Raw genomic sequence first — 19,814 nt, 5'->3', positions numbered from 1 at the left:
GCGGACGGGCCTCCATGACGGAGATTGTCATCCGTTGACGTCAGCTCTTTCGGGTTGACGATTTCCATTTGGGGCCGAAATGTTCAATCTCAAAGTGAAGTCGCTTGCGACCAAGCTGATCCTCGTAACCGGCTGTGCCATCACCACGGTTCTCGTTGCATCCAATTCTTTCCTCATCTTCCAGACCAGCGAGCGCGTGCATGCGCTCACCGTGGATCAGGCCAATACGGAAGCCCGGGCGATCGCGAACGTCATCGCTGCCGATGTCGGCGAACTCGGCAGCGCCGCGCGCTCCATGGCCGGTGTCATCGGCCGTGCGCATCAGGCCAAATCGATGGATCGTCCCGGTATCGTCAACATCCTCAAGGCCAATGTCGAGCAGAACGCCTTTGCCTTCGGCAGCTGGTTTTGCGAGCAGCTTGGCCTTTTTGACGGGCAGAGCAAGGAGATTGCGGGCAGGCTCGATCTCGGCACCAATGAAAACGGCGCATTTGCGCCCTACTGGTCGAAGACCCAGAAGGGCGACATTCAGTTCTCTACCTTCAAGAACGATTATGCGGCGGAGTGGTATGCGCTGGCCGCCAAGACCGGCAAGGGTGCAATTACCCAACCTTACCTCGCCGAAGGCACGGAAGTGCCGACCACGATGACCTCGCTTGCCTATCCCGTCATGTCGGATGGCAAGATGATCGGTGTGGCCGGTGTCGATATTTCACTCGCCTCGCTCACCCAGAAACTGCAGGCGCTGCATCCTTTCGAAACCGGTCGTGTCACCCTTGTCTCGCAGGGTGGCCAGTGGCTGGTGCCGCCGACGCCTGAGCAGAACATGAAGGCCTATGACGGAGAAGGCGCAAGCACCGTCCAGAGTGCGCTCGCCTCCGGCAAGCAGGGCCTCATCGAAAATCTTGGCCTCGATACCGACGCGCCATATAACCGTCTCGTTTATCCCTTCGCCGTTCCTGGTCTCAACGCAACCTGGGTCGTCCTTGTCGATATTCCCCATCAAGCCTTGAATGCTCCGGTTCAGGAGCAGACCTATCTGATGATCATCGGTGCGATCGTCATTCTTGCCGCCGTCATTGCAGCGCTTTATTTTGCCGTCCGTTATTTCGTCCGTAACCCGCTTGCATCCCTCGTTGCCGACGTCCGGACTTTGAGCGACGGTCGCTACGATGTGCCGGTCTCCGGTCAGGACCGTCAGGATGAAACGGGTTCGGTTGCCACAGCGCTTGAAGGTTTCCGTGCCAAGCTTGCTGGCATCCGTGAAATGGAAGCCGAAGCCACCGCCCAGCGCGGTCACGCCGAAACGGAGCGCCAGCGCTCTGAGTTTGAACGCAACGAAAACAGCCGCATGCAGCAGCACATCGTCAGCGTTCTCGGCTCCGGTCTGAATGCCCTGTCGCAGGGCAACCTGACCTACCGCATTCAGGACGAGTTCCCGGGCGAATATGCAAAGCTGCGCGAGGATTTCAACTCCGCTCTCGCCAGCCTTGAGGAAACGGTCTCGACGGTCAACACCACCGTGGTCAGCATCGGCAATGGCACTGGTGAGATCACCCGCGCCGCCAGCGACCTTTCCCACCGCACCGAGCAACAGGCCGCAAGCCTCGAAGAAACCGCTGCCGCACTTAACGAGCTCACCGCACAGGTCAATTCTAGCGCGGAGAATGCCGCAGAGGCAGCTGGCGCCGTCAGCCATGCCTGTGAAGACGCCGGCAAGTCTGGCGAGGTCGTGCAGCAGGCCGTGAACTCCATGCAGGGCATTGCGCAATCTTCGGCGGAAATCTCTCGCATCATCGGCGTCATCGACGAGATCGCCTTCCAGACCAATCTTCTGGCACTGAATGCCGGGGTGGAAGCGGCCCGCGCGGGTGATGCGGGCAAGGGCTTTGCCGTTGTCGCACAGGAAGTACGCGAACTGGCGCAACGCTCCGCAACTGCTGCCAAGGAGATCAAGGGCCTCATCAACACCTCGGCCACGCAGGTGGGTGAGGGTGTTCAGCTGGTCGGCAAGGCTGGTGAGACGATGAGAAAGATCGCCGATCAGGTTCTGCAGATCAACCAGCTGATACGGCAAATCTCTGCCTCGGCCAGCGAGCAGGCGGTGGGCCTGAAGGAAATCAACTCCGCCGTTACCCAGATGGATCAGGTCACCCAGCAGAATGCCGCGATGGTGGAGGAAACCACGGCGGCCAGCGTGACGCTGAACAGCGAAGCCGAAACCCTGAAATCGCTTGTTGCCGGTTTCGTGGTCTCCGGCGGCCATTCAAGCCAGCAATTGCGCGCCACGGCAGCGGCAATGCGTGCGCCCGCTGCTCCGGCAAGGGCTCCCGCCGCGGCTCCCCGTGCCCGTCCGAGAACCAGCGGTGCAAACGCCCTGGCGCAGGATGACTGGACGGAATTCTGATCGGCCATTCCCGCTTCAAATAAAAAGGGCCGCTGGTTTTTCCAGCGGCCCTTTTTGTCCCTTCCCGGATCAGAGCCGGGCGAAACGTTCGGTCAGCAACTCGAAGAAGCCGTCGGCATCCACATTGCGCATCACGCGGGCATTGGCGGGACGTTCGGTAACATGCCACCAGTCCACCACGGTCATGCCCATGGTCAGCTCGGAATGGACCTCGATCTCGACATTGCACTCGCGGCCCTTAAACAGTTCGGGCTTGATGAGATAGGCAATGACGCTCGGATCATGCAGCGGACCGCCGTCAGAACCGTATTTCTCGATATCGAAACGCTCGAAAAACTCCAGCATTTCCGCCATGGCGATGGCAGGGCGCGTGCCGATTTCGCGAATGCGGCTGACGCGCGCCTTGGTCGTCAGCAATTGATGTGTGACGTCCAGCGGCATCACGACGATGGGCATGCCGGAGCGGAAGACGATATCGGCGGCCTGCGGATCGACATAGATATTGAATTCCGCGGCCGGGGTGATGTTGCCGCCTTCAAAGAAGCCGCCACCCATCATCACCAGTTCCTTGACGCGATCGGCGATCTCAGGCGCCTTCAGAAGTGCCAGCGCCACGTTGGTCAATGCGCCAAGGGTGCAGAGCGTCACGGTCCCCTCGGGTTCCCGCATCACCGTCTCGATGATGAAGTCGACGGCGTGCTGCTTCTGCGCCTCCATGATCGGTTCGTCGAGAACCGGGCCGTTGAGACCAGTGCTGCCGTGAACATGTTCGGCGGTGATCGGCTTGCGCACCAGCGGCTTCTCTGCGCCCTCATAGACCGGAACATCGGTGCGGCCGCACAATTCGCAGATGATGCGGATGTTGCGGCTGGTCAGTTTCAGCGGAACGTTGCCGGCAACGGCGCACAATCCAAGAATTTCGATTTCTTCCGGGCTTCCAAAAGCGAGCATGATTGCCGCTGCGTCGTCCTGGCCCGGATCGGTGTCGATGATGATTTTTCTGCGTTCTGCCATGTCTTGTCCGCCGTTGAGATGAGCGCTTTTTTCGAGCGGCGGGTGCTCACTTGTCAAGCCTCATTCCACCCGCTTGCCTTTGCCGGCGTTTCGACTTGCGTAACGCGAGGCGGCTTCCCATATTGCGGGAGCCGGTGCGATTGACCGGCAAGGTTGCCGGAAGCGGGACCGCGAAACGTCGCTTGGTTGCAAGGACAGAAGAGATATGAGCCGCATGACGCCATTCACCCACCCGCTTTTGCTGGGTTTTGATGCCATGGAAAAAACGCTGGAGCGCATGGCGAAGGCCAATGACGGCTACCCTCCGTACAATATCGAGCGTTTGCCTGGCGGCGATGAGGTTCCTGAGCGTCTGCGCATTACCATCGCCGTCGCCGGTTTTTCGCAGGACGATCTGGATGTGACGACGGCTGACAACCAGCTCGTCATCCGAGGCCGCCAGCAGGAACAGGAAAAGCGCGATTTTCTCTATCGCGGCATCGCGGCGCGCCAGTTCCAGCGGGTCTTCGTGCTTGCCGATGGTATGCAGGTGCGGGAAGCCCGGCTGCGCAACGGTCTTCTTTCCATCGATCTGGTCCGGCCTGAAATTTCAAACGTGGTAAAGAAAATTAATATTTCCGTCTCAGAGTAGACCATGAACGCCGGAATCGGACATGAATCGCTCGGCGTGAAGAAGGAGGCTGAAATATGCTCTTAAAAGAAGCGCATGCGCGTCTCACCCAGTCCCAGCTCGCCCATATCGGTGAAGGAGAAGTGGGATATATCCGAAAGATCCGTGCGGAAGACGTTAGCCGCTGTTTCCCGGAAGCGCCCGATCTCGATCCGCAGCTGGATCTCTGGGCCCTGTTCGGCGCGGATGGTACGCCTATCCTCCTGACAGACAACCGTTCCAGCACCTTTTTCAAGGCCGCGGAAGACGATCTCAGAACCGTCAGCCTGCACTAGACCATTTCCGGGAAACTCAACCCGGTTTTCCGTTCGGAAATGCTGCAAAACGAGAGAGCGTTTTCGCGCTTAGGAAAGTGCTCTGGAAAGAAAAAGCCCGCCGGTTGAGCGGGCTTTATGTTTTATGGGATCAAAGGAAAGGGCGATCCGGCATGTCATCAATGGAGATGACGCCGTCCTTGTTCCTGTCCAGCCGCTCGAACATTTTTTCACCGGCTGCGGTGAACTCGGCCTTGCTGACCTGTCCGTTCTCGTCGGTATCGGCCCAGCGGATCATCGCAAAGGCTGCGCCCTTGCCGCCATGCCTGCCCCAAACCTTTTCGCGTTCAGCCCGCTTGCCGTCGGGCCCTTTGCCGTCTTCCGCCTTGGCATCCTCGCGCTCGGGGCGCGGATGGGCGGCACGGAAGGCTTCCATCTTAGCCTGACGATATTCGCGCATTTCCTTCGGTGTGATCGAGCCGTCCTTGTCCTTGTCGATCTCGGCGAAGAGAGCATCCTGACGGGCGGTGAATTCCTCCTTGGAAATCTTGCCGTCCTTGTTGGTATCGGCCACCTTCAGAAGGTGAATATACATCAATTCCGGGCGGAACGGCATGCGATCCTTGTGGCCTTTGCCGGGCGCGGCAAAACTGGCCGTTGCGGCCGTGCTGAGCACAAGGGCTGCGCCAAGAGCAGACAGGGCGATTTTGCGTGTGTTCATCGTCATTACCTTTCTTCGGTGTCCCTGAAGAAAAGATAGTGACGTGCAGCATGCCCCACCACTTAAACATCCGTAAGGTGGATGAAGCTTCGGTAATGTTCGGGGCTCAGCGGGCGATGGTTTTCGTCAGGAACCCGGTCAGATCGTCGGTGATGTAGTCGATATGCTCATCCGTCACGGCCGGGATCTCCCAGCGTTCCATGATGACGCCCTCAAGATTTGAAGGCACGAGCAGCACGGTTTTCATGCCCAACGCTTTCGGGGCCGCCAGATTGCGTGGCAAATCCTCGAACATCGCAGCCTTTTTCGTATCGAGTTTCGCAAGTGCTGCAAACTTCTCGTAGGTCGCGCTCGCCGGCTTCGGCAGGTAACCGGCGGCGACGATATCGAAAATGTCCTCGAAATGATCGAGAATGCCGAGCGCGCTGGCGGCGGCCTGGGCATGTTTGACGCTGCCATTGGTGAGGATGAACTTGCGGCCCGGCAAAGCCTTGATAGCCTCGCCGAGTTCCGGGTGCGGTTTCAGCGCCGAATAGTCGATGGCATGGGCGCGTTCCAGAAATTCGTCCGGGCTGATACCGTAATTGATCATCAGACCCTGCAGCGTGGTGCCATGGTCGTGATAAAAACGCTTCTGCAAGGCGCGCGCTTCGTAGGGGTCGAGCTTCAGAAGCTCCGCCACATAGGCCGTCATGTTGCGGTCGATCTGGGAAAACAGATTGACGTGATGCGGATAGAGCGTGTTGTCGAGGTCGAAGACCCATTCGCTGACATGGGCGAAATCGGCGACTTCGGGCAGGTTTTTCGGCTTTGTGTCCATGGGCAGCTTTATGCCTGTTTCGAATGCGGAAGAAAATCGAAAAGAGGACGATTGATCAGAAATTCGGCCTTGGCTGCGGCCTCGCGCGCATGATACCGCCAAAGCCATGGAACTCTGGATAGGCATTACTTTCGCAAGCGCGTTCCTGCAGAACCTGCGCTCGACTTTGCAAAAGCACCTCAAGGGCATGATGGGCACCACGGGTGCGACGTTTGTGCGCTTCGTGTTCGGCATGCCTTTCGCTCTCGCCTATCTCGCCTTTCTGCATCTCGGGCTCGGCAGGCCGCTGCCGGTGCCGAACATGGCCTTTGCCGTGTGGGCAACGGTCGGGGCCATGGCGCAGATCGCCGCCACTTTCCTGCTGGTACACCTGTTCTCCTTCCGCAATTTCGCAGTCGGAACGGCCTATTCCCGCACCGAGCCGGCGCAGGCGGCGCTGTTTGCTCTCATCTTCATCGGTGAAAGCGTCACTGGCGGTACATTGGTGGCGATAGCGATTTCGGTCGCCGGCGTCATGTTGATTTCAGTAGCGCGCACGGAAGTAACGCCCGCTTCCTTCCTGACCTCGATCTTCAGCCAGACAGCGGGTATCGGTCTCGCCTCGGGTGCATTCTTCGGTCTGTCGTCGGTTGCCTATCGATCAGCATCGCTGGCGCTTGCACCAAGCCTGCCTGCCCCGGATGCGATGATGCAGGCGGGCTTCACCCTCGTTGTCGTGATCGTGATGCAGACGGTGTCGATGTTCCTCTGGATCATCTGGCGCGAGCGGGAGGAATTGCGGCGTATCGCCAGGGTGTGGAAACCGTCGCTTGCCGTTGGTTTCGTGGGCGCTACGGCCTCATTCGGCTGGTTTACGGCAATGACCCTGCAGCAGGCCGCCGTGGTGAAGGCACTAGCGCAGGTGGAGATGCTGTTTGCCTTCGCCTCAACCGTGCTTTTCTTCAAGGAGAAGATCAACCGGCTCGAATTGTCCGGTTGCCTGTTGATTGTCGTTGGTGTGCTGTCGCTTCTCGCATTCGGCTGAATACCAGAGGTGGCGGACAGGCTTGCCATCCGCCACTCCAACGCATCAGGGCACGATGAGCGTGCCGGCGCCTTCCGTAAAGATTTCCAGAAGCACGGAATGCGGCGTCTTGCCGTTGAGGATCACCACACCCTGAACGCCAGCCTTGATGGCATCGATGCATGTCTCGACCTTCGGGATCATGCCGCCGGAAATCGTGCCGTCCTTGATAAGCGCGCGCGCCTGGGAGACAGTTAGTTCCTTGATGAGTTCCTTGTTCTTGTCGAGGACACCGGGCACGTCCGTGAGGAACAGAAGGCGCGAGGCGTGAAGCGCGCCGGCAATGGCGCCTGCGAAAGTATCGGCATTGATGTTGTAGGTGGCGCCATCGCGGCCAGGGGCGACCGGTGCGATGACTGGAATCATCTCCGATTTAGCGAGCAGATCGAGCAGGGTGCGGTCGACTTCCACGACTTCACCGACGAAACCGAGATCAAGCACGCGCTCGATATTACTGTCCGGATCGATAACGGTCTTTTTCGCCTTTTCGGCGAAGACCATGTTGCCATCCTTGCCGCACAGGCCGATCGCCCATTCGCCCGTCTGGTTGATGAGGGCAACGATTTCCTTGTTGATCGAGCCGGCCAGAACCATTTCAACGATCTCGACCGTCTTGGCGTCGGTAACGCGCAGGCCGCCCTCGAATTTCGATTCAATGCCCATTTTGCCCAGCATCGCGCCGATCTGCGGGCCGCCGCCATGCACCACGATGGGGTTGATACCCGATTGCTTCAACAGCGCGATGTCTTCCGCGAATGCCTTGCCAAGCGTGGAATCGCCCATGGCATGACCGCCATATTTCACCACGATGGTCTTGTTCTCGTATTTCTGCATGAAAGGCAGAGCCTGTGCGAGCAGCCGCGCCTGAGTTTCGCTTTCGGAAGACGTCATCTAAAAACCTCGGTCTGTGGTTGCGGCCGTTGAAAGCCTGTCACCGCTCTAAAGCAAGTTTTCAACGGATGAAATAACCTCCGGGCCTTATTGTGTCGCAGCGATCAAATTTCTTTTTTTGGCCTCTGAAGCATTGTTATGAGATTGACATAAACGGCCAATGGGACCAGCTTTGTCACTAGAAGGGGAGGGGTAATTCGGGCCATGATGCACGTTGTTTAAGGTGCGGGTCTGAAACGCGAGGAGATGTGAGCGACATGACGGCACCCGATAAAGACAAGCAAAGTGGCTTACAGGACGAGGTTCTTGCCGGAAAATTTGTGTTGGGTGCCCTTCCGCCGGAAAATGTGGCGGAACTGACCAAACGATTGAAGCGCGACCGCCAGTTTGCAGCCATGGTTAAGCGATGGCACGAAAATCTCGCAGAAACGGATCACCGGGAAAAGGTTGCCGTGGCGACGCTGCTCAAGCGCAACCCGATGACCGGAGGTCTTCCCTTCAGGGGGCAGCCGTTGCGCACGCGCCACCTGTTGGGCGCAATGCTGATGGAGATTTGGAATTCGGTGCGCTTCTGGCGTCTTCTCGCATTGACGGCGATGCTCTGGACCGCCGTTCTGCTTTTCACCATCGCCTGACGCGAAAGTGCCTTAGAGCGAAACCGTCCTGACGATCTCGGCGCGCAGATCGTCCAGCCCGAAGGATTTCTCCGACGACGTGGCAAGAACTTCGGGATAGGCAGCCGGACGCTTGCGGATTTTCTCCAGCGTTTCGCCAATCAGCCGGGGAACGCCGACATCCTTGATCTTGTCCGTCTTCGTCAGCACGACCTGATAGGACACGGCCGCCTTGTCGAGCAGGCTCAGGACCTCTTCATCGTTCTTCTTGACGCCATGGCGGGAATCAATCAGCACGTAAACGCGCTTCAGCGTCGCGCGGCCACGCAGATAGTCGAACACGAGCTTCGTCCAGGCGTCGACATGATCCTTTGGCGCCTGCGCATAGCCGTAACCCGGCATGTCGACCAGCGCCATCGGCGGCAGGTCGCCCGGCTCGCCGGAATAACCTTCAGGAACGAAATAGTTCAGTTCCTGGGTGCGTCCGGGCGTGTTGGAGGTGCGGGCAAGCCCCTTGTGACCCACCAAGGCGTTGATGAGCGAGGACTTGCCGACATTCGAGCGACCGGCAAATGCAATCTCCGGCGGCCCCTCGGGCGGCAGGAATTTCATCGCGGGAACGCCGCGAATGAAAATCCAGGGTCGCCCGAACAGGGGCTTTTCGGTTGCTGTGCCGGTCTCACTCATTTCGATTGCACCGGCTTTCGCTTGAACAGCGCTTTTATATTATCGAACAGTTCGATCTTGGCACCGTGACGCTTCATGATGAGCGCCTGCTGGCTGATGGAGAGCGTGTTGTTCCATGCCCAGTAGATAACCAGACCAGCCGGGAAGGAGGCCAGCATGAAGGTGAAGATCAACGGCATCCAGGTGAAGATCATTGCCTGTGTCGGATCGGGCGGCGTCGGGTTCATGCGCATCTGCAGGAACATGGTGATGCCCATGACGAGCGGCCAGACGCCGATCATCAAGAAGTGCGGCACGTCGTAAGGCAGAAGGCCGAACAGATTGAACAGCGACGTCGGATCGGGCGCGGACAGGTCGTGAATCCAGCCGAAGAACGGCGCATGGCGCATTTCGATGGTGACGTAGATGACCTTGTAGAGTGCAAAGAAGACCGGGATCTGCAAGAGCATCGGCCAGCAGCCGGCAACCGGGTTGATCTTCTCTTCCTTGTAGAGCTGCATCATCGCCTGCTGCATGGCCATGCGGTCATCGCCATGCTTGGCTTTCAGCTCCTCCATCTTCGGCTGAACGCGCTTCATGTTCGCCATGGATGCATATTGCTTGCTGGCGAGCGGGAAGAACAGCGCCTTGACGACGATGGTGGTGAGCAGGATGGCCACGCCGAAATTGCCAAAATAACGGAAGAAGAAATCCATCATTTTGAACATTGGCTTGGTGATGAAGTAGAACCAGCCCCAGTCGATCAGAAGGTCGAACTTCGGAATGGAGTAGGCGGTCTCATAGCGATCGACCAGCGGCACTTCCTTGGCGCCAGCGAAGACGAGGCTTTTCAGTTCGATGGACTGGCCAGCTTCGACCGTCATCGTATCGCTCTTGAAATCGGCCTGATAGCTCGGCTGATTGCCGGTGATGTGCGAGTAGCGCGTCTCGAACGGGGTCATCTGCGGCGGAACGATGGCAGCGGCCCAATATTTATCGGTGATGCCGAGCCAGCCGCCGGTGGCCTTTGCAACCGTTACAGGCTCTTCTTCGACATCCTTGTACTTCTTTTCCGTGAGGCTGCCGTCTTTGCCGGAAACGCCGAGGAAGCCCTCATGGATAACGAAAACAGGGGGAATTACCGGTTTGTTGTTGCGCGTCACGCGGCCGTAGGTCGCAAGCGAGATCGCGGCCTGTCCCGGGTTTTCGACCTTGTCGGTGACCGAGATCATGTAATGCTCGTCGATCGAAACCGTACGCGAGAAAACGACACCCTTGGAGTTGGTGTAGGTCAGGGTGACCGGGGTGGTCTCCGTCAGCTTGTCGCCGCTTGCCAGCGTCCAGACGGTCGTTGGACCAGGAACGCCGCCGACTTCCTGTGCTGCCACGTAACCCAGTTCTGTGAAGTAACCGTCCTTGGTGTCGGCGGGCGAGAAGAGGGTGATGATCGGGCTCGAGTCATCAACGGTCTCATGGTAGCCCTTGAGCCGGATGTCATCGAAACGGGCGCCTGTCAGGTTGATCGAACCCGCAATGGCGTTGGTGTCGATGGTGACGCGCTGGGTCTTGGCGATCGCCTCTTCCCGGGTCGCCGTGGCGGCTGCCTGCGTGGAGGATGCGGGCGGTGCGCCTTCAACGGTCGCGCCGGGTGCGGCACCCGGTGCCGCCTGCTGCTGCGTCGTCTGCTGCTGCGCCTGGCGGGCCTCTTCGGCGCGGCGCTGCTGCTCGATACGCGGATTCATGTAAAGGAATTGCCAGGCGAGGACGATGACAACCGAAAGGGCTATCGCGATGAAGTAATTACGGTTTTTTTCCATCATTCTTTCCTGGAGCGGGTCTCCTGGGACCGTTTCGGTTTCGCCGTTCCTTCAATGCGCTCGATGAGGAGAGATTGAAGTCTTGGAAAGGCGGTATCGAGAACGTCCCGGCGGGCGACAATCACATAGTCATGACCGGGCTTCATTGCGACCCCGGCAGAAAGCCTGACGGCTTCCTTGAGACGGCGGCGCATGCGATTTCGCTCGACCGCGTTGCCTTGTCTTTTTGTTACGGTAAAACCGACGCGAGGCTCGGTTTCCGGGGCTTTCCGGTCAAGCACTTCCACAAGAAAGGTGCTTCCCCGCCGTTTTTCCCCCGTCTGAACGGCAAGAAACTCCGACCGGTTTTTAAGCCGGCCGGGGCTTTTTTTAGTCTCGCTCATGTGCCCACGACTTTCATCGGGCCACAGATCGGCAATTAAGCCGACAGACGAGCGCGGCCGCGCGCACGGCGGGCTGCGAGAACCTTGCGGCCGCCGGCAGTAGCCATGCGGGCACGGAAACCATGACGACGCTTGCGAACAAGCTTGGACGGTTGGTAGGTACGCTTCGACATTTATTTAATACCGCGGTGTGCGGCCCTTCTTGAATTTGCAATTATTTGCAAGAGCGTTTCGTTTTTTGCACGGCTAACCCCGCCTGGGCGAGCTTTCAATGGCCGAGCGTGCGCGGCTTATAAGGGCATAGGCCGAGCAAAGTCAATTGCCGAAGGGGTTTTAGCACTTCACCTTTTGCGGAAAACGCACCGCCATCTTCTTCGCCGACTGCTGGTCATGCCTGATTCTGACGGGCAATCAATAAAATCCGAAATTCTTTCTTAACGCCCGATTGATAAATCTTGTGACGCGAAAAGTTATGCCAGCTTCCCATTTCATCGCGTGGCTGGTTTTTGTTGGGGGGAACGAAATTGAGAATTCGCGGTCGTATTAATCTTCTTGTCGGGCTGATGAGCCTTGTGGCCTGTTCCATCGGCGGTCTGTCCATCTATGCGATCAACGAATTCTGGGTTCGGTCGCATCATTTCGAGGAAACAGCCGAAAGAGCCTACAAGGGTGAGGCGCTCAATCGTCTGGTAACGGCGGTCGTCATGGAAGCGCGCGGCGTTTACGCTGCGGCAGACATTGCCGCAGCCACCCCCTTTGCGGACGGCATTGTTAAAAACCTCGACGCCATGGAAAAGCTGATTGCCGCTTGGGCTCCGCTGGTGCCGGCAGAACAGCAGGCGAATTTCGACAAGCTTGTCGGCCGGTCAAAGGAATTCCGAACCTTCCGCCTGGAGACCGCCCGCCTGGCGAAGGAAAGCGGGCCGCAGGCTGCGGGTCAGCAGGGCAACAACGAGGCGAACCGCGCCAACCGCAAGGCCTATCAGGCTGAAATCGACAGTGTCGTCAAGAACGATCTCGCCGAACTGGAAGTCGTAAAGGCGGGCGTCGATTCCTTCAGCACCACCATATTCTGGATCATCGTCGCTGTGACGGTTGCAGGTGTGGGCGCCGGTGCCGTCTTTGGCATCTACATTGGAACGCGACAGCTCAGCGCGCCCATCCGCAGGGTTTCGCAGGTGATGAATACTGTTGCCGATGGAAATCTGGATGCGGACGTTCCTTATCTCGGCCGCAACGACGAGATCGGTGAAATGGCTGCTGCCGTCGAGGTCTTCAAGCGGAATGGCCGCGAGGTGCGCCGCATGCATGCCCAGGAGACAGCCATGCGAGCTAAGAGCGACGAACTGCAGGCTGGCATGGCCATCGTTGTCGACGCTGCGGCCCAGGGTAATTTCAGCCGGCGCATCACCAAGGATTATGGCGACGATAACCTCAACCGTTTCGCCGCGACGATCAATTCGCTGCTCACGGGCGTCCATAATGGCGTGTCCGAGACAAGCCGCGTCATCGAATGTCTGGCGCGCGGTGACCTCACGGGCAGGATGGATGGCGAGTTCCGCGGGGTGTTCGCTGAACTCCAGGCGAATGTGAACGACACGCTCGACAAGCTGCGGGAAACGATGCGGGAAGTGCGCGGCAGCACGGAAGGCATCAGCGGCAACGCGGGCGAACTGCGTTCGGCGGCCGACGACCTGTCGAAGCGGACGGAACAGCAGGCAGCCGCGCTGGAGGAAACGTCTGCAGCACTGGACGAAATCACCGCTGTCGTGCGCAATTCCACCGACCGTGCGCAGGAAGCCAGCGCCATGGTGGCCGAAACCAAACAGAAGACGGAAGAATCCGCCAACGTCGTGCGCGACGCCGTTTCCGCCATGGATCGCATCGAGCACGCCTCGCGGGAAATCAGCCAGATCATCAATGTCATCGATGAGATCGCCTTCCAGACCAACCTTCTAGCGCTGAATGCCGGTGTGGAAGCGGCGCGGGCAGGCGAGGCCGGCAAGGGGTTCGCTGTCGTCGCCCAGGAAGTGCGCGAACTCGCGCAGCGTTCGGCAACGGCTGCCAAGGACATCAAGGCGCTGATCACCAAATCCGGCGAAGAGGTCGGACGCGGTGTGTCGCTGGTGCAGAGAACCGGTAGCGCCTTGAGCGAAATCGAAACCCGCGTTCTGGCGATCAACGAGCACATTCATTCGATCGCGACGGCTGCCAGGGAGCAGTCCACCGGACTGCATGAAGTTAATACCGCCATCAACCAGATGGACCAGGTGACGCAGCGCAACGCCGCCATGGTGGAGGAGACCTCGGCCGCGACCCACAAGCTGAGCAGCGAGGCAGAGCATCTCGTAACACTGGTGACGCGTTTCAATGTCGGCAGCGATACGGTGCAGCGCAGCCACCGTATCGAGCAGCCTCTGCGGCCGACGGCAGCATCGGTCGGGCCGGTTGCGGTCTCCGGCAGGACGGCGGCCGTGGCGTCTCCGGCCCGCAAGTTGATGAACAGCGTCAGCCGCGCGCTCAATGCCCAGCCAGCCGCAGCCCCGACGCACGGCGACTGGCAGGAATTCTAAGACGACCTGCCGTTTCGCCGGAGATAGTTTACCATCCAGCGCCGCCCTGTTCGGGCGGCGTTTGTTTTTCCGGCAATGAAAACGTTTGTTTTGCAGTGCATTGGAAAAATATCCATTAGGTCCTATTATCGCTACTGCATATAAACCGAGCCGTTCCACGCAAGCAGCGGCGCGCATACAGGATCATGGCCCGGTGTTTTCTAAAGGCGTAGACAGCTTGGACCGCACGCAAGACGATCCGGTGCATTGCATGCCGGGATTGACCGCAGGTCTTTCTGGACGGTTGCTGCTGCTCACCGTGATTTTCGTTATGATCGCCGAAGTGCTGATCTTCGTGCCTTCCGTTGCCAATATGCGTCTTTCCTGGCTGCGCGATCGCCTGAACACGGCCGCCGCCGCCGGTGCTGTCATCGATGGCCTGCAGGCCGAACTGCCGCGAAGCGTGCAGAACGACACGCTCATGGCGACCGGAGCGAAGCTTATCGCCCTGCGCAAGGACGGCACGTCGCGCCTGCTCGCCGTGGCGGAAACACCGCCCGGCGTCGACGAGCAATATGATCTTTCCGATGTTTCGCAGGTTGCGGCGGTGCGGGATGCCTTTTCCACCCTGTTGTTCGGTGGCAACCGCGTCATCCGCGTCTTCGACGTGGTGGGAGACAGCGATACGATCATTGAGCTGGTGCTGGGTGAAAACAAGCTGCGGGCGGCAATGCTTGCCTATGCCCGCAACGTTTTCCTGATTTCCATTGTCCTGTCGCTGGTCACTGCGGTCCTGATTTTCGTCTCCATCAACCGCATCATGATCCGGCCGATACGCCGGCTGACGCTCGGCATGCAGAATTTTTCCGAGGATCCGGGAAATCCCGAGCGGATTTTCGTGCCTGACGAGGGAACGGACGAATTGTCGGTGGCAGGCCGCCACCTCGCCGATATGCAGACGGAGCTGCAGAAAACGCTGCGGCAGCAGAAGAACCTCGTGGATCTCGGCCTTGCTGTCTCGAAGATCAATCATGACATGCGCAATATCCTGTCCTCCGCACAGCTTATGTCGGACCGCTTGGTCGATGCCAAGGACCCGATGGTGAGAAGTTTCGCGCCGAAACTGCTACGCACCATCGACCGTGCCGTGGCCTATACGGGTGAGGTTCTGGCCTATGGTCAGGCGACGGAAGGGGCGCCGAAACGCAAGATGGTGCCCTTGAGCCTGCTGGTGCGGGATGTGCGCGATATTCTGGCGCTCGATCCGGATAGCGGCATCGAGTTTCACGACGGCGTTCCGCCCGATCTGACGGTGGATGCGGATTCCGAGCAGCTTTTCCGGGTAATCCACAACCTCTGCCGCAATGCCGTCCAGGCCCTGCAATCCGACACGACGAATGCGGCGCCAAGGAATCTTTCCATCTCAGCCCAGAGGACCGGCAGCGTCGTCAGCATCGTCATAGACGACAATGGGCCGGGAATGCCGCGCAAGGCCAGGGAAAACCTGTTCTCCGCCTTCAGGGGGTCGGCCCGCTCCGGCGGCACGGGCCTCGGGCTGGTCATTGCCCGTGAACTTGTGCTCGCCCATGGCGGCACCATCGCGCTTGTCGAAAAACCCGGCCCCGGCACACAGTTCCGCATCGAAATCGCCGACCGTGCCGCCTCGGTACAGGCTGCCAGAACCGCCTGAAAAACCCTGCCGGCAGCAGGCATGAAAAGCCGTTATCTCAAGTAGAATCGTGGCCCCATCAGGCCCGCGGAAAATGATCGACATGGAATTTACAATATAATCAATGTGATACGCGAATTGCTGCGGAAAAATGACAATTTCGAAACGAAATCGCTTGCATTCGGAATGAGGACGTTTTAGAGGATCGCCACGCCACCGGAAACGACCGGAACGGCACGCACCCGTAGCTCAGCTGGATAGAGCACCAGACTACGAATCTGGGGGTCAGGAGTTCGAATCTCTTCGGGTGCGCCATTTCTCTAAAGATCATCAAGCAATAGTTGATAAAGTCAGGCGATAGAAGTGTCTATGCTTGTTGCCTCGATGGATCACAGCCCTCAAGAAATACCTAATGATCGTGATGTTTGGCATACATCTGCTTTGCTGGTGTCTGTTAGCGCAGAGCAGTGGGATTGGGATAAGGTGCTGGGGCCTTTACTGAATCCGCAAGGAAAGAAATTGCGGAAGTGGGCTGCAAGGCGCTCAGATCGCTATCGTAACGAATTTCGCCGGCAATTTCCCGGCTTTTTGGCGAGTAGCGGCGTCTTTGCACTAGCGCTAAGCGTTCAGGGCAAAACAATAATCGATTCTTTGCCGGAGTTGATAAGCCAAATGGATCTGGGCGGGAATATTCATGTGTCGGGAGAGAAAACCATAATTTCCGGTCTCGCGTCCGGCCGTAATTTTACTCTTCCTACACGTCAAGCCGCATCAGTTGTTTATATTACGCACTTTATTTGTCGTATGCATGCATTGATTCTTGATCGTTTGCGTGAGGATGATGGCAATATAGTATGGTGTGATTGGCAGATTAGTCCGGACAATTTCCCTCTTGGGATTGATGGGCCTATGTCAACTTTGTTCTATATTATTGCAGAAAATGCTGCCAAAATACGTTTGGTCAGCGGAAATCTCCGTGTCTCAACTCACCTGAGTGGTGATCCGGGGGTAGATGTCTGCGATAACCTAGCGGGAATGCTAAGAGACGATCTAACTCAAGGAATGTGCACCCTTAAATGCTTCGAACGCCCGACGATGGGCGGAATGTACTGGGAAATTCATGCTGTCGGGAATGCGTGAAACCAGATCCAGCAAGCGTAGTTGCTAGCGCCAAGGTGGGTTAAAATAACCCCCACATATTAGTGGTTTTGGAGAGAGCCTGCGTTGCAAGGCTTAGCGATAGCCCAAGATTACTGGGCTTTCGAGTGTCATCGAACTTTCCGCAAACCTTCGTCATATTGTCATACAATATAAGCATATGCGCTCCAGAAAAGGAGCGCAGAATGACGCCACAATCACTTGAACTTTCGGGCATCGGCAAAGGCTTCGGAGCTGACGATGTTCTGAAAGAGATCGATCTTTCCATTCGTCCAGGGGAATTCCTGTCGCTCGTCGGTATGTCGGGCTGCGGCAAGTCCACGCTGCTGCGCATCATCGCGGGGCTGGAATCTCCGGATCGCGGTTCGGTTTCGATCGGCGAGCGGGATGTGACAAGGCTCGATCCGAGCGATCGCAATCTGGCGATGGTGTTCCAGTCCTATGCGCTTTATCCGCATATGAGCGTGCGCCAGAATATTGCGACGCCACTGCGCATGCGGCGTCTGCCCTTGGCGGCCCGCCTGCCGCTGATCGGACGGTTTGCTGCGCCGGCGGAAACATTGAAGCAGATCGATGCGGCCGTTGAAAAGGCAGCCGAGACGCTACAGATCGCACATCTTCTGGATCGCAAGCCGGCGCAGCTTTCCGGCGGCCAGCGCCAGCGTGTGGCGCTTGCGCGGGCGCTGGTGCGTTCGCCCGCTGCCTTCCTGATGGATGAACCGCTTTCCAACCTCGACGCCAAGCTCCGCGCCCACATGCGTGAGGAACTGGCGGGCCTGCACCGCCGGCTCGGGGCAACCTTCATCTATGTCACCCACGACCAGATCGAAGCCATGACCATGTCCGACCGCATCGCCTTGATGTCGGAAGGCCGCATCGAACAGCTGGGCACGCCGGACGAGCTTTATCGCAAGCCCGCGACACTGACTGTCGCGCGCTTTATCGGCACGCCATCGATCAACCTGCTGCCGGTCGAAATCGATACGCAGGGTAAGGTTACGGCGTTTGGACGCGATCTTGGCCTGGAGGGTGTGGGCCGCGATGCCGGCCCGGCGACGCTCGGTCTTCGCGCCGAAGATCTGCGTCCGGGCGAGGAAGGTTTCGCCGTGCGTGTGGTGCGTAGCGAAACGCACGGCGCCGACCGTTTCGTGAGCTGCCGCCTGCTGAACGACGAGACCGTTGCCGTCACCTTGCGGCAAGGCGCGGGCGAGGCGCTGGGTGCCGACGCCAACGGCGTTTTGACTCTCGGCTTTGCGCCGGATCGTGCTCATCTTTTCGCGGCCGATGGCCTGCGTCGCAAGGTGACGATGCGCGAGCGGGTGCCGGCATGACGGCGGTTGATTTCTCTCCGGCTGCGCGCACGAAGGCGCGCCCGCGGCAGTCAAAGGCAGACCGGAGAATGATTTGGCGCGGTCTGATGTTTGCAGCCCCCGCAAGCCTGCTGCTCCTCGCGATCTATATTGTTCCGATGGTCGTTCTGGCCGTTTTTTCCGTTACCGATTACCAGCTGGGTTCGCTCTCCACCCGCTTTGTCGGTCTGGGCAACTTCATCAAGGCGTTTCAGGATCCGGTTTTTCTGCGCGCGCTGGTGAATACCGCCATCTATGCGGTCATCGTCATTCCCTTCGGCGTGTTTCTCGCACTCGGCGCCGCTTTGCTTGTTTATAACCGCAAACGCAGCCGCGCTTTCTGGGAAGTGGCCTATTTCCTTCCCGTCACCGCCACCCTCGTCGCCATGGCGACTGTGTGGCAGTTCCTGCTGCACCCGTCGCTTGGGCCGGTGAATGCGGCGATCAAGTGGTTCGGTTTCGAACCGGTCGCGTTTCTTTCCAACCCCGTTCTCCTCATTCCGACCATGGCGCTGATGGGCGTCTGGCAGGTTCTGGGCTTCAACATGGTGCTGTTCCTCGCCGGTCTCACTGCCATTTCGAAGGATCTGCATGAGGCGGCGCGGCTGGATGGCGCCAAGAACCCGATCGACCGGTTTCTAACCGTCACATGGCCGATGCTGGGGCCGACGACCATGTTTGTGGTCGTTACCACCTCCATCTCCGCCTTCAAGGTGTTCGAGACGGTTGCCGTGCTGACCAAGGGCCGCTCCGGGTCGGAGACCCTGCTCTACGATCTTTATCTTGAAGGTTTCGAATATTCCAACACCGGTTATGCCGCTGCGCTGACGATCATCTTCCTCGCGATCGTGCTGATCCTGTCTATCGGCCAAACGCTGCATATGGACCGGAAGGTGCATTACTGATGGCCGCGTTCCGCAAATATCTCCCGCATCTCGTGCTTGCGCTCGGCGCTTTCGTGATGCTCCTGCCGTTTTATTGGATGGTGCTGACCTCGATCCGCTCGCCTGCGGAAATATTCGACGTCTCGCTCTGGCCAATTCCGCAAAAGTTCGACGCTGTCGATAACTATGCCCGGGCGGCAGGTCAGGTGCCGATGGCGCGTTTCATGCTGAACGGCGTCATCGTCTGCGGCGGTATTCTCGTCGTGCAGATACTGACCTCGGTTCCGGCGGCCTATGCTTTGGCAAAGCTCCGTTTCCCGGGCCGCAAGTTGTTGCTGGGCCTCGTCATCGCAGCACTCTGCGTTCCCATTCAGGCGCTGGCGTTGCCGCTCTTCGTGGGTTTGGCCAAGACGCAGCTTCTCAACACCTATTTTGCGATGATGATGCCGTTCTTCCTTTCGGTTTTCGCCATCTTTCTGTTCAACCAATCCTTCCGCAGCTACCCCGATGAAATCATCGAGGCTGCCCGCATGGACGGTTTTTCGGAAATGGAGATCTGCTGGCGACTGGTTCTTCGCGGGTCGCTGCCGTCGCTTGCGGCTTTCTCGATCTTTTCGCTCGTTGCCCATTGGAACGATCTCTACTGGCCGATGATCGTCATCTCCGACACCGATCTCGCCCCGCCGCCGCTCGGCATGATGCTTTTCGCCGACGTCGAATCCGGCGCCAATTACGGTGCGCTGATGGCGGGCGCCACACTGATTACCGCGCCGATGGTGCTGTGCTTCCTCCTCGCACGGCGGCACTTCATCGCCGGTATTACCATGACCGGCGTCAAGTGACGCCGTTCGACTTCCACCTCCCAACCTCTCTGGAGACTGA

19 protein-coding genes and 1 tRNA gene are annotated in these 19,814 nt (G+C 58.5%); 12 read left to right on the top strand and 8 right to left on the bottom strand.

What is annotated here, in order from left to right:
• Positions 1-79 precede the first annotated feature (79 nt).
• Positions 80-2,407 carry a methyl-accepting chemotaxis protein gene (locus ACFVTJ_RS15300; protein ID WP_386908743.1) on the top strand — a complete coding sequence of 776 codons (2,328 nt, stop codon included), beginning with the start codon at positions 80-82 and terminating at the stop codon, positions 2,405-2,407.
• A gap of 69 nt (positions 2,408-2,476) precedes the next feature.
• Here ACFVTJ_RS15300 and ACFVTJ_RS15295 read toward each other — a convergent pair whose 3' ends face one another.
• Complete coding sequence (locus ACFVTJ_RS15295) at positions 2,477-3,421, bottom strand: nucleoside hydrolase (protein WP_386908741.1); 945 nt, start codon at positions 3,419-3,421, stop codon at positions 2,477-2,479.
• 205 nt (positions 3,422-3,626) lie between these two features.
• On the opposite strand from ACFVTJ_RS15295, the gene ACFVTJ_RS15290 reads away from it, so the two are divergent.
• Positions 3,627-4,052 carry an Hsp20 family protein gene (locus ACFVTJ_RS15290; protein WP_386908739.1) on the top strand — a complete coding sequence of 142 codons (426 nt, stop codon included), beginning with the start codon at positions 3,627-3,629 and terminating at the stop codon, positions 4,050-4,052.
• A gap of 56 nt (positions 4,053-4,108) precedes the next feature.
• Positions 4,109-4,366 carry a DUF1150 family protein gene (locus tag ACFVTJ_RS15285; RefSeq protein WP_279654816.1) on the top strand — a complete coding sequence of 86 codons (258 nt, stop codon included), beginning with the start codon at positions 4,109-4,111 and terminating at the stop codon, positions 4,364-4,366.
• A 130-nt stretch (positions 4,367-4,496) separates the two neighbouring features.
• Here ACFVTJ_RS15285 and ACFVTJ_RS15280 read toward each other — a convergent pair whose 3' ends face one another.
• Positions 4,497-5,072, bottom strand: coding sequence for an EF-hand domain-containing protein (locus ACFVTJ_RS15280; protein WP_386908738.1), 576 nt, complete (start codon positions 5,070-5,072; stop codon positions 4,497-4,499).
• A gap of 100 nt (positions 5,073-5,172) precedes the next feature.
• Positions 5,173-5,886, bottom strand: coding sequence for a pyrimidine 5'-nucleotidase (locus ACFVTJ_RS15275; protein ID WP_386908736.1), 714 nt, complete (start codon positions 5,884-5,886; stop codon positions 5,173-5,175).
• A gap of 106 nt (positions 5,887-5,992) precedes the next feature.
• Between ACFVTJ_RS15275 and ACFVTJ_RS15270 the strand changes: the two genes are divergently transcribed.
• Positions 5,993-6,910, top strand: coding sequence for an EamA family transporter (locus ACFVTJ_RS15270; RefSeq protein WP_386908734.1), 918 nt, complete (start codon positions 5,993-5,995; stop codon positions 6,908-6,910).
• A 45-nt stretch (positions 6,911-6,955) separates the two neighbouring features.
• On the opposite strand, the gene argB is transcribed toward ACFVTJ_RS15270, so the two are convergent.
• Positions 6,956-7,840, bottom strand: a complete 885-nt coding sequence (argB, locus tag ACFVTJ_RS15265) for an acetylglutamate kinase (protein WP_386908732.1) — start codon at positions 7,838-7,840, stop codon at positions 6,956-6,958.
• Positions 7,841-8,097: 257 nt separating this feature from the next.
• Between argB and ACFVTJ_RS15260 the strand changes: the two genes are divergently transcribed.
• The gene (locus ACFVTJ_RS15260) at positions 8,098-8,475 is read left to right on the top strand and encodes a hypothetical protein (RefSeq protein ID WP_386908730.1); all 378 of its coding nucleotides are present in this window, start codon (positions 8,098-8,100) and stop codon (positions 8,473-8,475) included.
• Between the two features lie 12 nt (positions 8,476-8,487).
• Here ACFVTJ_RS15260 and yihA read toward each other — a convergent pair whose 3' ends face one another.
• From yihA to rpmH, 4 genes are read right to left on the bottom strand one after another with little or no spacing between them, the layout of a single operon-like run.
• Entirely contained in the window at positions 8,488-9,141 is a 654-nt protein-coding gene (gene yihA / locus ACFVTJ_RS15255) for a ribosome biogenesis GTP-binding protein YihA/YsxC (RefSeq protein ID WP_386908728.1), read from the bottom strand.
• Positions 9,138-10,937 (bottom strand): membrane protein insertase YidC, encoded by a 1,800-nt coding sequence (gene yidC / locus ACFVTJ_RS15250; protein WP_386908726.1) that lies wholly within the window; start codon positions 10,935-10,937, stop codon positions 9,138-9,140. The genes yihA and yidC overlap by 4 nt, the downstream gene beginning before the upstream one ends.
• Complete coding sequence (gene rnpA / locus ACFVTJ_RS15245; RefSeq protein ID WP_386908724.1) at positions 10,937-11,320, bottom strand: ribonuclease P protein component; 384 nt, start codon at positions 11,318-11,320, stop codon at positions 10,937-10,939. The genes yidC and rnpA overlap by 1 nt, the downstream gene beginning before the upstream one ends.
• A gap of 35 nt (positions 11,321-11,355) precedes the next feature.
• Positions 11,356-11,493: a 50S ribosomal protein L34 gene (rpmH, locus tag ACFVTJ_RS15240; RefSeq protein WP_003493611.1), complete on the bottom strand. Its 138-nt coding sequence runs from the start codon at positions 11,491-11,493 to the stop codon at positions 11,356-11,358.
• Between the two features lie 351 nt (positions 11,494-11,844).
• Between rpmH and ACFVTJ_RS15235 the strand changes: the two genes are divergently transcribed.
• The 7 genes from ACFVTJ_RS15235 to ACFVTJ_RS15205 all read left to right on the top strand — a co-directional run bounded on the left by ACFVTJ_RS15235 (position 11,845) and on the right by ACFVTJ_RS15205 (position 19,774).
• Positions 11,845-13,893, top strand: coding sequence for a methyl-accepting chemotaxis protein (locus ACFVTJ_RS15235; RefSeq protein WP_386908722.1), 2,049 nt, complete (start codon positions 11,845-11,847; stop codon positions 13,891-13,893).
• Between the two features lie 250 nt (positions 13,894-14,143).
• Positions 14,144-15,562 carry a sensor histidine kinase gene (locus ACFVTJ_RS15230; protein ID WP_386909220.1) on the top strand — a complete coding sequence of 473 codons (1,419 nt, stop codon included), beginning with the start codon at positions 14,144-14,146 and terminating at the stop codon, positions 15,560-15,562.
• Between the two features lie 217 nt (positions 15,563-15,779).
• Positions 15,780-15,856 (top strand) — tRNA-Arg (locus ACFVTJ_RS15225).
• Positions 15,857-15,910: 54 nt separating this feature from the next.
• A complete protein-coding gene (locus ACFVTJ_RS15220) occupies positions 15,911-16,681 on the top strand; it encodes a hypothetical protein (protein WP_386909218.1) in 771 nt (256 codons plus the stop codon).
• Between the two features lie 203 nt (positions 16,682-16,884).
• Positions 16,885-18,030, top strand: coding sequence for an ABC transporter ATP-binding protein (locus ACFVTJ_RS15215; protein ID WP_386908720.1), 1,146 nt, complete (start codon positions 16,885-16,887; stop codon positions 18,028-18,030).
• Positions 18,027-18,953, top strand: coding sequence for a carbohydrate ABC transporter permease (locus tag ACFVTJ_RS15210; protein WP_386908718.1), 927 nt, complete (start codon positions 18,027-18,029; stop codon positions 18,951-18,953). Before ACFVTJ_RS15215 ends, ACFVTJ_RS15210 begins: the two co-directional genes overlap by 4 nt.
• A complete protein-coding gene (locus ACFVTJ_RS15205; RefSeq protein WP_386908716.1) occupies positions 18,953-19,774 on the top strand; it encodes a carbohydrate ABC transporter permease in 822 nt (273 codons plus the stop codon). Before ACFVTJ_RS15210 ends, ACFVTJ_RS15205 begins: the two co-directional genes overlap by 1 nt.
• Positions 19,775-19,814 lie beyond the last annotated feature (40 nt).

The sequence above is a fragment of the Agrobacterium sp. NPDC058088 genome, from assembly GCF_042885035.1.
Taxonomy (GTDB): Bacteria; Pseudomonadota; Alphaproteobacteria; order Rhizobiales; family Rhizobiaceae; genus Agrobacterium.
Note: the sequence above shows the minus strand (reverse complement) of the source record. Positions and strands in the feature narration are given on the sequence as shown.

Excerpts from the sequence above, each read along its gene's own strand:
- ACFVTJ_RS15300 (WP_386908743.1), top strand. The coding sequence starts at position 80 with ATGTTCAATCTCAAAGTGAAGTCGCTTGCGACCAAGCTGATCCTCGTA.
- ACFVTJ_RS15295 (WP_386908741.1), bottom strand. The coding sequence starts at position 3,421 with ATGGCAGAACGCAGAAAAATCATCATCGACACCGATCCGGGCCAGGAC.
- ACFVTJ_RS15290 (WP_386908739.1), top strand. The coding sequence starts at position 3,627 with ATGAGCCGCATGACGCCATTCACCCACCCGCTTTTGCTGGGTTTTGAT.
- ACFVTJ_RS15285 (WP_279654816.1), top strand. The coding sequence starts at position 4,109 with ATGCTCTTAAAAGAAGCGCATGCGCGTCTCACCCAGTCCCAGCTCGCC.
- ACFVTJ_RS15280 (WP_386908738.1), bottom strand. The coding sequence starts at position 5,072 with ATGACGATGAACACACGCAAAATCGCCCTGTCTGCTCTTGGCGCAGCC.
- ACFVTJ_RS15275 (WP_386908736.1), bottom strand. The coding sequence starts at position 5,886 with ATGGACACAAAGCCGAAAAACCTGCCCGAAGTCGCCGATTTCGCCCAT.
- ACFVTJ_RS15270 (WP_386908734.1), top strand. The coding sequence starts at position 5,993 with ATGGAACTCTGGATAGGCATTACTTTCGCAAGCGCGTTCCTGCAGAAC.
- argB (WP_386908732.1), bottom strand. The coding sequence starts at position 7,840 with ATGACGTCTTCCGAAAGCGAAACTCAGGCGCGGCTGCTCGCACAGGCT.
- ACFVTJ_RS15260 (WP_386908730.1), top strand. The coding sequence starts at position 8,098 with ATGACGGCACCCGATAAAGACAAGCAAAGTGGCTTACAGGACGAGGTT.
- yihA (WP_386908728.1), bottom strand. The coding sequence starts at position 9,141 with ATGAGTGAGACCGGCACAGCAACCGAAAAGCCCCTGTTCGGGCGACCC.
- yidC (WP_386908726.1), bottom strand. The coding sequence starts at position 10,937 with ATGGAAAAAAACCGTAATTACTTCATCGCGATAGCCCTTTCGGTTGTC.
- rnpA (WP_386908724.1), bottom strand. The coding sequence starts at position 11,320 with ATGAGCGAGACTAAAAAAAGCCCCGGCCGGCTTAAAAACCGGTCGGAG.
- rpmH (WP_003493611.1), bottom strand. The coding sequence starts at position 11,493 with ATGTCGAAGCGTACCTACCAACCGTCCAAGCTTGTTCGCAAGCGTCGT.
- ACFVTJ_RS15230 (WP_386909220.1), top strand. The coding sequence starts at position 14,144 with ATGCCGGGATTGACCGCAGGTCTTTCTGGACGGTTGCTGCTGCTCACC.
- ACFVTJ_RS15220 (WP_386909218.1), top strand. The coding sequence starts at position 15,911 with ATGCTTGTTGCCTCGATGGATCACAGCCCTCAAGAAATACCTAATGAT.
- ACFVTJ_RS15215 (WP_386908720.1), top strand. The coding sequence starts at position 16,885 with ATGACGCCACAATCACTTGAACTTTCGGGCATCGGCAAAGGCTTCGGA.
- ACFVTJ_RS15210 (WP_386908718.1), top strand. The coding sequence starts at position 18,027 with ATGACGGCGGTTGATTTCTCTCCGGCTGCGCGCACGAAGGCGCGCCCG.
- ACFVTJ_RS15205 (WP_386908716.1), top strand. The coding sequence starts at position 18,953 with ATGGCCGCGTTCCGCAAATATCTCCCGCATCTCGTGCTTGCGCTCGGC.